At 62.2% G+C, this 12,964-nt stretch carries 10 protein-coding genes; 3 read left to right on the top strand and 7 right to left on the bottom strand.

What is annotated here, in order from left to right:
* Window positions 1-53 precede the first annotated feature (53 nt).
* Complete coding sequence (locus EKO19_RS26115; protein ID WP_129780039.1) at window positions 54-689, top strand: glutathione S-transferase family protein; 636 nt, start codon at window positions 54-56, stop codon at window positions 687-689.
* Between the two features lie 171 nt (window positions 690-860).
* Window positions 861-2,450: a GAF domain-containing sensor histidine kinase gene (locus EKO19_RS26110; RefSeq protein ID WP_129780037.1), complete on the top strand. Its 1,590-nt coding sequence runs from the start codon at window positions 861-863 to the stop codon at window positions 2,448-2,450.
* Here the strand turns inward: EKO19_RS26110 and EKO19_RS26105 are convergent.
* The 6 genes from EKO19_RS26105 to EKO19_RS26080 all read right to left on the bottom strand — a co-directional run bounded on the left by EKO19_RS26105 (window position 2,447) and on the right by EKO19_RS26080 (window position 8,502).
* Window positions 2,447-2,920 carry a DUF6644 family protein gene (locus EKO19_RS26105; RefSeq protein ID WP_129780035.1) on the bottom strand — a complete coding sequence of 158 codons (474 nt, stop codon included), beginning with the start codon at window positions 2,918-2,920 and terminating at the stop codon, window positions 2,447-2,449. The genes EKO19_RS26110 and EKO19_RS26105 overlap by 4 nt on opposite strands.
* Window positions 2,921-2,924: 4 nt before the next feature.
* On the bottom strand, window positions 2,925-3,428 hold the full coding sequence (locus tag EKO19_RS26100; RefSeq protein WP_129780033.1) for a DUF6644 family protein: 504 nt from the start codon (window positions 3,426-3,428) through the stop codon (window positions 2,925-2,927).
* A gap of 295 nt (window positions 3,429-3,723) precedes the next feature.
* Window positions 3,724-4,674, bottom strand: a complete 951-nt coding sequence (locus tag EKO19_RS26095; RefSeq protein WP_175597193.1) for a biotin/lipoyl attachment domain-containing protein — start codon at window positions 4,672-4,674, stop codon at window positions 3,724-3,726.
* An 11-nt stretch (window positions 4,675-4,685) separates the two neighbouring features.
* On the bottom strand, window positions 4,686-5,468 hold the full coding sequence (locus EKO19_RS26090; protein ID WP_217705590.1) for a hypothetical protein: 783 nt from the start codon (window positions 5,466-5,468) through the stop codon (window positions 4,686-4,688).
* Window positions 5,469-5,473: 5 nt separating this feature from the next.
* Window positions 5,474-5,911 carry a DUF6152 family protein gene (locus EKO19_RS26085; protein ID WP_129780031.1) on the bottom strand — a complete coding sequence of 146 codons (438 nt, stop codon included), beginning with the start codon at window positions 5,909-5,911 and terminating at the stop codon, window positions 5,474-5,476.
* Window positions 5,912-5,925: 14 nt separating this feature from the next.
* Entirely contained in the window at window positions 5,926-8,502 is a 2,577-nt protein-coding gene (locus EKO19_RS26080; RefSeq protein ID WP_129780029.1) for a TonB-dependent receptor plug domain-containing protein, read from the bottom strand.
* 374 nt (window positions 8,503-8,876) lie between these two features.
* On the opposite strand from EKO19_RS26080, the gene EKO19_RS26075 reads away from it, so the two are divergent.
* Window positions 8,877-10,331, top strand: coding sequence for an esterase-like activity of phytase family protein (locus EKO19_RS26075; protein WP_129780027.1), 1,455 nt, complete (start codon window positions 8,877-8,879; stop codon window positions 10,329-10,331).
* 206 nt (window positions 10,332-10,537) lie between these two features.
* Here EKO19_RS26075 and EKO19_RS26070 read toward each other — a convergent pair whose 3' ends face one another.
* Window positions 10,538-12,940, bottom strand: a complete 2,403-nt coding sequence (locus tag EKO19_RS26070) for a TonB-dependent receptor (protein WP_129780025.1) — start codon at window positions 12,938-12,940, stop codon at window positions 10,538-10,540.
* Window positions 12,941-12,964 lie beyond the last annotated feature (24 nt).

Raw genomic sequence — 12,964 nt, 5'->3', positions numbered from 1 at the left:
TATCGCGAGCGCCGTACGGTTACGTTGTTGTTGAAGTCGATCACGGAACTCACATGACCTCATTGCAAATCGTCGGGCGACGCAGCTCGCATTTCACCCGCATCGCACGCATCTTCGCCGAAGAGCTCGGCGTGTCGTACGACATCCTTCCCATTTACGACATGACGGCACAAAACCCGGCCATCTACGCCGACAACCCCGCTCTGAAGCTGCCCATCCTGCGCGTCGGCGCCGACGTTGTGTTCGGCACTGAGAATATTTGCCGCGCACTGGCGGATCACGCGCATGAATCCACCGCCATCGTGTGGCCCGAGCAGTTGCGAACGGCTGTGTCGAGGAATGCGCAGGAACTGGTCTGGCATTGCATGACCGCGCAGGTGCAGATCGTGTTCGGCACCCTGGTGGCGAGGCTGCCGGCGGACAATCTCTACTTCGAGAAGGCACGCACGGGGTTCGAGGGCGCGCTCACCTGGCTCGATGCTCACCTGCCCGAGGCGCTCACCGCGCTACCCGAGGCTCGACGGCTGAGCCTGTTCGAGGTCTCGCTGTTTTGCATGATCGAGCACCTGCACTTCCGCCAGACCCTGCCGATCGAGCCGTACTCGAAGCTCGAGGCCTTCCGCAAAAGCTTCGCGACGCGCCCATCGGCGCAAAACACGTCCTATCAATTCGACGTGGCGCCGGCCTGAGCCCGAAAACACAGCGTGTAACTTCTGGCTCACAGGCAGCGTGACTCGGATCACTGCGAGGCATTCCGGGGCGTTTCGGCAATCCCTGACTTGAGGTGAACGGCCTCTCAGTTCAGCAATGCGCGCTGGCCCGGATCCTCATGGCACGGCTGCCTCGGCCGAAGAGTTGGTATGTCTTCTGAAAGTTCCCGCGTTCCCATACCGCTGAACGAGTCGTCGCGACTGCTGGCCTTGCAGTCCTACGACATCATGGATAGCGGGCAGGAATTGCGCTACGACGACATTACACTGCTCGCCTCGCGGATCTGCGGCACGCCCATGGCGCTGATCACGCTGATCAACGAGGACCGGCAGTGGTTCAAATCCAAAGTGGGCCTCGATGGGACCGAGACGCCGCGCGAGCTGGCGTTCTGCGCGCATGCCATCGTGGAGCCGGATAAAGTGCTCACGGTCGTCGACGCACGTACCGACGAGCGTTTTTCCGCCAATCCCTTTGTCACAGGCGACCCGCACGTTCGCTTTTACGCGGGCGCGCCGCTCGTATCGGCAGATGGTCATGCACTGGGTACTCTTTGCGTGATCGATCGCGAACCACGACACCTGGAGCCCGGGCAAAAGGAGGCGCTGCTCGCCCTGTCGCGTCAGGTGATGGCACTGATGGAAGAACGGCGCACGTCGGCGGCGTTGCGTGGAGCGATGCAAGCACTGACTCGCAGCGAGGCATTGTTTCGCGAGGCGTATGAAAACGCGCCCATCGGCATCGCGCTGGTCTCCCCCGAAGGCGAATGGCTGAGAGTGAACCAGTCTCTGTGCGACATGCTCGGCTACCCGGCCGATGAGCTGAGGCGCACCACGTTCCAAGCCATCACGCATCCCGAAGATCTGGAGTCGGATCTGCTCCTGGTGCGACGAATGCTGACCCGGGAGATTCGTACGTATCAGTTGGAAAAGCGCTACCTGCATCGCACCGGCCATGCGGTGTGGGCGCACTTGAGCGTGTCGCTGGTGTGGGACCGGCAAAAACCGCTCTATTTCATTTCACAAATCCAGGACATCACCGAACGCAAGAACATCGAGCGCGGCAAAGCCGAGTTCCTGACGATGGTGAGTCATGAGCTGCGCACGCCCGTGACGGCACTGCGCGGCGCGTTGGGAATCCTCGCAGCCGGCGCCGCGGGTGAGCTGCCGCCAAAAGCTCAGGCGCTGACGGCACTCGCCGATCGCAACGCCGATCGACTGCATCGTCTGGTGAACGACATTCTGGATATCGACAAGCTCGAATCCGGCGCCTTTGCCTATCGACGCACCGATGTAGACCTGAATCAGCTGGTCACGCAAGCCGCGGTCGAACTTCGACCGTACGCGGATCAATACCAGGTCAAGATCGAGGTGCACTCCGACCTGCCCCGGGCATTCTTACATGCCGACGCCGACCGGCTGATGCAAGTACTGGCGAATCTGATCTCGAACGCCGTGAAACATTCGCCGGCGGGCGGCACGATCGATGTGCACGTCAGCCGCACCAACGAGGCCATCCGCGTGGGTATCACCGACCGTGGCGACGGCATTCCCGAAGAGTTCCGCCCGCACATCTTCGAGAAATTCGCGCAGGCCAACTGGACCGCGACCAATCGCAAAGGCGGCTCGGGGCTCGGCCTGAACATCAGCCGCGCGATCATCCAGCATCACGGCGGCGTGCTCGGCTTCGAAACCGAGCTGGGCAAGGGCTCGACGTTCTTCTTCGAGCTGCCCATTCTCTAAATGAAGCCGATCATCCGCCCCGCCATCGCGACGCTGAACCAGGCGGCCAGCGAGATCCCCACGCTGGCGCGGGCAAACGCCGGTGTCGGCGTTTTCTGAGACGCGGTCTTGCGAAACAACGCCAGCTGCACGATCACGGCCACGAAGAACAGAATCATTTTCAAGCGGAACGCCGGATTGTAGAAATACAGCTTCGGCGTGGCGATGAACATCAAGGTGCCGCTGAGCGCCGTGAGCGCAAGGCCGAGCCACACCAGCTTCGTCGCCTCCCTGGCGATGTCCGTGGTGGGCTGATGTTTGAACGCCAGGCCCGCAAGATGCAGGCCGATCAGCACCAGCGACGCGAGCAACGCCACCAGCCCCATGACATGAACGATCTGCAGCCCCGCACCGACCAGGTGATCGGTCTTGCTGATGGTATGGGCCAGCGCGCTGTCCTGCAGCCAGTTGAGAATGTCTGTCGTCGTCATCGCGTCAGCCCCAGGTCGGCAAATAAGGAATCAACCGGCCGCACACCACGACCAGGGTCCACAGACCAAACGAAGCAACGCCCGCCACCGTGACGCTCGTGGGCAGCACCGGATGGCTCTCCTGAACGGGCGCTCGCTGCGCGATCACCAATTCGAAATACAGCGCGTTGAGCCCCGCGAAGAACATGAAGATCATCTTCGCGACGAACGCCGGACTGTCGAGCATGCGCGCCGCCGCCGACCAGAACAGCAGCCCACCGGAGAGAAACACGGCGATGAAACCGCCAACCACATACGGCCGCAGGTGACGCAGCACGTCGATCACCGGTACCTTCTTCAGGAACAGATTCATCAGCCGCAAATCGGTGAGAAAGATCAGTCCCACCGAGACCGACAGGCCGATCAGATGAATGCCCTCGATGATGGGATAGGCATAGCGCGACTCGGCGATGGCCACGCCGATCGCCGACGCCTCGATCTGCTCCGCCAATGCATATAACGTAGACATGAGCCTTTCCTTAGGGCCTGTTAACACTCATTGGATGGGCTGCGTTGCGCCTCCAATCGCCTGCAGCAAGGCGCAAAGCGCAGCCCATATGTCGATATGGGCAAGCTTTGTAACGCAGCTGCTGGCGATTCGAGGCGCAACCCATTTAATGAATAAATACATTTGATGGGACGAGCTATTGCGGTTCAGGCCGTCGTTGCTCCTCCCTTATGTACGGAGAGTACACGGCGGTCGTCGCGCCTAGCCCTGAACCGCAATAGCTCGTCGCAGCCCATCCAATGAGTGTTAACAGGTCCTACTTGGCGCCGAGCACGGCAACGTTACCGAACGGCCCGTTGTTCTCGACGCAGATGCGCTCATAGCGCTCGATCAGCGGCGGCTTGCCGGCGGGTTGATTCGCCAGTGCCACCTCGTAGTGCCAGCCATCCGGCTCGTCTTCGAGCGTGAAGCGCCGGGCCGGAATGGTCGCGGTCCACGGACGCGTGAACACGGTCGGATCGGTGATGGTTGCGACGTAGTTATATCGAGTGCCATCGCTGTTGAAGATGTAACGCTCTTCGATGCGCGCGTTCTCACTGAAGAACTCACCAGTGCGAGCCAGGCGCGCCTTGGCGTTGTTGTTGGTGACATCGACGATCAACGTGTTGCCTTCCCAGCGGCCGCGAGAGTCGGCGTTCCACAGCTTGATGTTCTCCGGCAGGTGCGGCTTGCCATCCAGATGAACGACGCGCGTACCGGAGTTGAACAGGAACACCACGTAGCCCGGGAACTGCCGGATCTCATAGCCATGCCACGTGAATGACTTTGGCACACCGGCTGGCGCGCAACGGGCGAGCGGCTCGACGTACTGCTCCTTGGTCGGGTTGTGGAAGTACTGCAGATATTCCTGCTGGACCGCTCGCGCCCAGGGCTGAAACGGCAACTCGCCGTCCGGCGGATCACTGACCCGACTCGGCGCACGCTCCGAACGCTGCGTCTTCGGCGTGGCCCGGGGATTGGGATCGCCCGGCACGCCCCCCTGCGGATCGGTCCAGTTGTTGTGATTGGCGATGGTGTTCGACCAATGCCCTTCCACATCCGGCTGGCCGTCGGCCAGTCGCTTGCCCGTCCACTTGCCGGACTCGAGCTTGGGCACGCTCTTCTCACGTTGAATGCCCGCGCCCGGTGGCGGCTGTTGCCCGTGAGCCTGCGTCCCGGCGAGCACCGCCGCCACCGTCGCGACCGTCACCAACCATCGGGTCTTCATTCTGTGCGCCATCATTCGTGCGTGCCCTGTTGCGGCACCGGGTAGAACTTGTCGTAGCCCAGCGTGAAGCAGTAGTTCTCGATGAGCTGGAAATCTTTCTCGCGATGCCGGTTCAGGTGCACGCGCAACGTCCAGGGGCGTGAGAACACCTCGGGGTCTTCGAGCGTCGCCCGATACTCGAGAGTGTTTTCATCGAGGAACTTCCAGCGCTCCACCACGTGCAGCTTGGGGCCATGGAAATTGCCGGCCCGATCCAGCCAGGTTTCGGTATTGAAATCGGTTACGTCGACGACCAGCGTGTCGCCTTCCCAGCGACCCCGCGAATCGCCGAGATAGAACTCGTTATCCGTGACCTCCGGATGCAACGTGCCATTCGTATGTATGGTGCGTACCGAATGACCGAACTGGAACAGCAGTGTCAGATCCCGATCGCGCTGGAAGATCTGGAACGGCTCGCGATAGTAGATGCCGCGCGGCGTGCCGAGCGTCCAGCACTTCAGGCGCGGATCTTCGGTGCTCCGGGCAGCGAAGTTTTTCTTCTTTTGCTCGAGCGCCGCGGGCAAATACGGAATGGTCTTGCCATCGATCACGCCGGCGCTCGGGGGCGCGTCGGCGCGGCCGGAATGCGGCTCCAGGTCATACTCCGCGGCACTGGTGGTTTCCCAGATGCCGGAAAAATCCGGCTTGCCGCTCTTCAGTCGCGGAATCTTCGGTGCGGCGGTGGCCAGCGAGACGGCCAGCATCCCACCGACCAATACCGCCGCGACCCGGGCTGTCATCAGTGAACGCATCATTGTCCTCACTGAGCCAGGCCGGCGGTCTGGGCAGTCGGCGCGTCCTGCGCCCCGCCCGTCTGGAACTTCCGGCCATCGGGCAACGTGACGATTACCGAATAGCCGTACGGGCCGCCGTTCTTGGCCCTGTAGCCGCGAATGTGAACTTCGGTGCCCGGCGCGACATCGGTCTTTTTCAAGCCGATCTTCGCCAGCTGATTCGGCGCGCCGAACTCCACGCCCCAATTGGTCACGGCGCCCTTCGCGTCGGTCACATCGAAGTACAACCAGCTGTGCGGGTTGACCCATTTGATCTTGGTCACCTTGCCTGTCAGGTCGAGCGGCTTGTCGGCGTCGAACTCGGCGGCGAACGCGTGATGCGCGGCGACCTGGCTCGATCCCGCTAGCAGCACACCGGTGGTGAGCACGGACAGGAATGTTTTGCTGACGATGGCTTTGCTCATGTTGCTGCTTCCGATCAGAACGAGAAGGTCACGCCACCCTGGACGAAACGGCCGGAGGCGCCGTTGGGCGCGATGAACGAGTACGGGTTGATGCCACTCGACCGATTGCCGTTGACGTACTTCTCCGGGTACTTGTTGAACACGTTCTGCACCAGCAGGTTCAAGTGCAGGCCTTGCAGCAGCTCGTAGTCGAAGCCCAGATCCACGTACGTTTCAGGTGAGAACTCCTGATCGATGTTGCCGTTCGGCGTGGCGAGGCCCGGTGTGTCGCCGACGTTGTAGGTGTAGCTGTCGTAGTACGTGCCGGTCACTTCCAGCGACCAGGGGCCCTGGCTGTAACGGCCATTGAGGATGTACTTGCTCTTCGGCACACCGGTCTCGGCATCGCGAATGCGCGAGTTACCGATCACGACGATGTTCGCGCCGCCCACGTTCACCGACCGGTTCACGCTTTCCACCTCGGTATCGAGGAAGCTTGCCGCCGCGGTCAGCTCGAGCGTGCCGGAGAGAATGTTGAATTGCTGACGGCCGACGAGATCGACGCCGCGAGTGCGCGTATCCCAGGCGTTCAAGTAGTAGGTCGCCTGGGTGTACCCGGCCAACCCGATCGCGTTGAACGCGGACGTCACCGTCGCGCCCTGAATCGTGTCCGTGATCGTGATGACATCATCCACATCCAGCTGATATGCATCGATGGTCACCGAGCTGCTGCTGGTCGGACGCAGCACCAGCCCCAGCGAGATCGTCGTCGACTCTTCCGGATCGAGCGGCCTGGCGCCGAAGCCCGCGGCCTGAGCATCGTTCGAACGGAACAGACGCGTGCGGCCCGGGGTCAGAATGCTCTGGCCGTTGTTGGTAAAGGTGCTGGTGTAGCCGGTCGACTGCTGGCCCAGCTGCGCGAGGCTCGGCGCATGGAAGCCCGAGCTCAACGTGCCACGCAAGGCCACCGCCGGAATGAACTCGTAACGACCGGTCAGTCGATAGTTGGTCGTGCTGCCGAAGTCGGAGTAATCCTCGAAACGCGCGGTCAAGCCGAGATCCAGCTTGTCGAACACGGTGAAGTCGAGGCCGGCGTAGCCGCCATACACATTGCGCGTCACCGAGCCCGCATCGATCGGGTTGATGCCCGAGGTCGAGGAACCCGTCGCGCCCACCACCGACGTATCGGCGGCGAAGTTCACGCCCGGAAACAGCGACGCGTACTGGTTGTAGATGCCGCCCGGACGATACAGCGAAGCAATCGTGCGGCCCGCGAGCGGACCACTGGTGTAGCCGAGCGCATCGCCCAGGTCCGCCGTACCCCAGTATTCGTGTCGATACAACGCACCGGAGGAGAGCACCGTCGACTGCAGACCCGGAATGTCCAGGTCCTTGGTGTAATCCAACGTCACGCTGGTGGTGCGACTCTTCCACGAACCGAGATAGAACCGGGTCGGGCTGTCCGGGCCGTAGCTCGGATTGATGGTGCTTTCGGTGGTGCGTCCGGTCTCGTTCTGACCGAAGGACACTGCGAAGTCGAGATCGCCGAGCGATGCACCCTCATAGCGCACACCGGCGACCGCAGCGATGTCCTCGGCGTCGTAAGTCATGAAGGGCTGATAGCCATTCGGATACACCGGAATGACCGCGGTCTCGGACACGCGAGTCGGATCCGTCGCGGACGCGACACGAGTATTGGCTTTGACGATGCGCTCGGGATTGACGTAGTTCAGCGCCGACTTGTCGGCATAGTTGGCCCAGCCGTAAGCCCGCACGCTGTCGCTCAAGCCGATCTCGGCATTGATCAACGCGGTCCAGTTGTCGCGGGTGGACTGGCCCCATTGACCGTACTGTTTATTGAACGTCTGGTTGCGCGAATCGCCGTTCGGGAACAGCTGGCGCCAGTCGGCCTCGCTGCGATCGACGTTGTCGTTCTTCAAACGATCGATGCTGACGTTGATGAAGCCATCCTCACCCAGCGCCGTAGCCGCATTACCTAAGTACTGCCGCGTCTCGCCGCCGCCATCGCTGTAACCGCCATAGCGTCCGCCGACTGAACCGCCGGACGAGTCTTTACGGAGCACGATGTTGATGACGCCCGCGATCGCATCCGAGCCGTACTGAGCAGCGGCGCCGTCACGCAGGACTTCAACGCGCTCGATCGCATTCACCGGAATGGTGTTGATGTCGACGACCTGCGCCGCCGGCCACGGATCGGTGCCAGAGAGCTGAGCCGAGAGATGACGACGCTTGCCGTTGACCAGCACCAGCGTGTACGCAGGCCCCACGCCACGCAGCGACGCCGAGCGCACGCCCTGCCCCTTCACAGCGTTCTGACCCTGCGGGAAGTTGAACGACGGATGCAACTTCGAGAGCGCCTGATTGACGGTGACCGCACCGGTCTCACGCAGCTGTTCGGGCGTGATGACGTCGACCGGCGCGGTGCTGGTCAAGGCCGTGGTGTTCTCACGCGCCGTGCCGAGCACGACGACACTATCGATCACGCCGGTATCCGCACCGGTTCCGTTGGCGTCCACATCCTGTGCGTACACTGTCGCAATCGAGTTGATGCTCAACAAAGAAACAAAGGCCGCAGCAGGGACGCGACGCATGATGGCAATTCTTCCTTCGGAAACCTACGGGCGGCGCAATCTAGCGACGCCGGTGGCCGCGGCGAAATGCCGTGTCGTTATTTGAATTGCATGCAACCTTATGTGATCGCTTTCTAACCGGGTGACGACCGAAAGCCGGTCGAATAGTGACCGCCGTGACCGTTGCACCGTGATCGTGACCGGCGTGTAACTTCGACTGTCTGTCGCTGTTACCCGTCAACGGCGCGCTTCGATGGGAATTCAGCGCCGCCACGCGCAACCGATGAACCGTCTCATTCCGGTCATCGAACAGACATATCACCCCACGATTATGTCGCGGCCGCTACTTGGAACGCGTCGAGGTCGGCGCGTGAGCGCACCGGAGTCGATAAAACATGAAGAGTCTGAACCACCCTCTGCGTTCCGCCATGGCGCTGATCGCCATGGGCATCGCAGCCTCCACCGTACAAGCCGCCGAACTGCTCGAGCGTGCGGTTCTGCCCAGCGCCAGTTTCTCCACCGGCCCAACGTCGGGTCAGTTCGCCACCGGCGGCAACGGCGTCGCCACGCCCTTCATCAACAAGCAGCCCGTGCAGGGCTTCTCGGCCGTGCTGCCCGGTCCGCACGACGGCACTTATATGGTGATGGCGGACAACGGCTTCGGTAACAAGGCCAACTCCAACGACGCGCTGCTGCGTGTCTACACGGTGCGCCCGGATTTCGAGGCAGGCACGGTCACGCCGGTGAATCGTTTCACGGGCGACAACCTCGATGCGTTCACCTCCGACAGCTACATCACGCTGAGCGACCCGTGGAACAAGGTGCCGTTCGCCATCGTCGCCGACGGCACGGTGTATCCGAGCGCGCCCGTGGGCGGCGGTGCCGCGATCCCGGTCGATGCGTCCATCAAGGCGAATCGTATGCTGACCGGCTCGGACTTCGACATCGAATCGTTCCGTCGCGCGCCGGATGGCACGCTGTGGTTCGGCGATGAATTCGGCCCCTATCTGATTCACACCGACGCCAAGGGTCGCGTGCTCGAAGCGCCGATTCCGCTGCCGAACTTCCGCAAGCTGCCCGGCACGATCGGCGGCACCGACGTGAACCCGTTGATCCAGGCGGTGAGCAACCCGGTGCGCACCCTGCCCGCGAATCTCGCCGACTCCGGCGGCTTCGAAGGCATGGCGCTGAACGCCAGCAAGACCAAGCTGTATCCGCTGCTCGAGAAGGCCGTCTCCGGCGACTCGGAACGCACGCGTCTGCTGATCAACGAGTTCAGCCTCAAGGATCGCAAGTACACCGGCAAGACGTTTGCCTATCCCATGGAAAGCGCCAGCAACGCCATCGGCGACATGACCGCGCTGACCGACACGCAGTTCCTGGTCATCGAGCGCGACAGCGGTCAGGGCGATGCCAGCGATCCGCGCTTCACCAGCCCGGCCCGCTTCAAGAAGATCTACAAGATCGACCTGAAGCGCAGCGACGCCAACGGCTTGTTGATCAAGCAGGAAGTGGCCGACCTGATGAACATCTACGATCCGCGTGACGTGGCCGCCGACGGCAAGGCCAAGAACGTGTTCACCTTCCCGTTCACCACCATCGAAGACGTGCTGATCCTGGACAACAATCGGCTGCTGGTGATCAACGACAACAACTATCCGGGCTCGGCCGGCCGTGAGTTCGGCGTGCCGGACAACAACGAGTTCATCGTGCTGCACACCGCGCCGCTGCTCGATTGCGACAACGACGGCAAGGGTCGAGGCAAGGCTAAGGACAAGTACGATTATCGCTGGGACGATCGTGGCCATGGTCATGACGACGACCAGGAGTGCCGTCCGGCGAAGGAATGAGTCGGAATAAATGTTGATTACGACATAGCTCCGAGGCTCGAACCGGCCGCGCGGTCATAGGATCGCGCGGCCGTTACGAGTCAAGGCTCCACGCATGCAATCAAACGCGCGTGCATCGACCGCGTGCCTTTGAAGTCATCCTTGATGAGCACGATCGGCGTGCCGGCGGCCAGGAACGAATCGTCTTCATGTGTTTCCCTGATGAATCAGAAGCTGGAGCGAAGGATCACACCGACGTAGCGACGCGGACCGATGCCGTCGTAGCCCACCGGCGCGCTGTTGCTGAAATCGTTGACGCTGGTGGTGTACTGGGTGTCGAAAGCGTTCTTCGCAACGACGCTCAGCTCGTACCTCGCTGAATCCGTCTCGTGCGTGATGCCCGCACCCAGATCCGTGAGCGAATAGCCGGACTGCTCGCCATAGGGCGACAGCAGCTGTTCCAGGTTGTGCCTGGAGCGATAGATGTGATTGCCGAAGAAATGCGCGCCGAAGCCCGACGCCAGTGGCAGTTGGTAGTCGAACCCAACGATGCCGGTCCAGCGAGGCGCACCCACGATCTGACGCCCCGTGTTGTTGCAGACCGCCAGCGACGATGGGAACGATCGCGGGCACGTGGCCGTCGACCAATCGGTATATTCAGCCTCGTTGTATGCGCCGCCCGCCGTGATCTGCAGGTTCTCGCTGACGCGAACAGCGGCATCGAACTCCGTGCCGACCGCGCGGATCTCCGGAATGTTCCCCAGGCGCGAGCTGAAGCCCGTCGGTGAGGTCGGATCCGGCTCACTCGTGACGTTCTGATAATCGCGCACACGCGTGTAGTAGACGTTCACATTCAACGTCAGCAGATGGTCGAACAGCCGGCTCTTCACGCCGGCCTCGAAGTTCAACGATTCCTCCGGCGCGACGTTGGCGATCCCGCCATTGTTGTCGAAGGCGACCGCGCCGGACTTCTCGCCGGCACTGGCGGATGCATAGACCAGCACGTCATCGCTCAGCTGGAAGCTCGGATTGATCAGCCAGGCAATGGCGTCGTCCTTGATGCGCTGGCCATCGATCACGCCGTAGTCCGCGCCGGTCTGGGCCGAGCGAATCGCATCGGCCGTGGCATTGCCGGTCGAGACCAGCGCCGAGCCATTCAGCAGCGTCGTGCGTCGATAGACCTCGTTGGTCTTGTATTCCCAGGTCTGACGCAAGCCCAGCGTCAGGCTGGCGCGATCGGTCAGATGCCAGTTCACCTGGCCGAACACCGCGGCGCTGTCCGACACCGGCTTCTGATTGGTGATCGAATAAACATCGCGCAGCGACGCTTGTAGCTGCTGCCGGCCCGCGACTGTGTTCAGCGTTCGGTACTGCGAGTCGCTCGCGTAGAACGCGCCGGCATCCGCGCCGTACGTATTGCGACTGGTCGTATCCGTATCGATGTTGAACAAATAAATACCGGTTTGATAATCGACGCGATCATTGATGTCGCCGCTGAGCCGCAACTCCTGCGAGATCTGACGCGTGTCGACCAGCGTACCGCTGCGAGCGATGGGAAAGCGGGTCTGCTCCTGATCGTTCTTGGCGTCGAAGTGAAACCAGCGCACGGCCGTGATCGACGTGAGCTCCACGGGGCCTGCGTCCCAGGTCACGACCGCGGACGCGCCGTAGTTGTCCGTGACCAACGGCCGCGCCATGTCCAGCTCGATCTGGTCCCACGAGCCGACGATCGGCGTGTACCCGCCGAAATAATCGCGGGCGAGCCGCGTGCTGTACGTCGTCGCACGCACCGAGCCGTCGTTCAGCGTCGCGGGATCGACCATGAACGGTTTGGTGTTGCTGTTCTCGTCCGTGAACGCACCGTCGAGATTCAGCTTCACCGACAGCGCTTCGCTCGGCTGAAGCAGGAACTGCACCCGACCGCCGTAGCGATTGCGCTCGTGCCAATGCCCGCCGTTGGCGACGTTCTCGATATCGCCTTCCTGATTGTCGAAGAAGGCGGACGCACGCAACGCCAGCAGATTCTCGATGAGCGCGTTGGAGTACGAGCCGCGCGCCTTGTACGACTCGGTGCCCAGACCGCCTTCGAGCTCCAGCCTGGCCTCCGGGCTGAACGACGGCGCACGACTGGTGTATTTGATCGCGCCCAGCGAGGTGTTCTTGCCGAGCAGCGTACCTTGCGGACCGCGCAGGATCTCGACACGCTCCAGATCGGTGAAGTCCTGATAGGTCATGCCGACGTGACCCAGGAAGACATCGTCGACGATCACGCCGACCGCCGGCTCCATGTTGTCGTTGCCGCTGGTTTTGCCGATGCCGCGAATCGAAATGCCGGAGCGGCGCGCATTCGGCGTGGTTGCAGTCAGGCCGGGCGCACGCTGGCTCAACTCAGCGACAGTGAAGGTGCGATCGCGATCGAGCGTGGCGCCACTCACGACCGAGATGGGAATCGGCACCTCCTGCAACCGCTCCGAGCGGTTGCGTGCCGTGACCACCACCTCCTCCACACCGCGACCGGCCGAGCCCGACTCGCCGCTGGCATCCTGAGCTAACGCAGGAACATTCAGCGCCACGCCGCCGCTCAGCGCCGTGACCAACCCCAACCAATGTTTCATATGATGAGACCGCATGCCGCGCCCCTCCCTGAGGGCAGC

This window comes from Peristeroidobacter soli, assembly GCF_004138485.1.
Classification (GTDB): domain Bacteria; phylum Pseudomonadota; class Gammaproteobacteria; order Steroidobacterales; family Steroidobacteraceae; genus Steroidobacter; species Steroidobacter soli.
The sequence above is the reverse complement of the archived record's forward strand: the minus strand, read 5'-3'. Positions and strand labels throughout refer to the sequence as shown.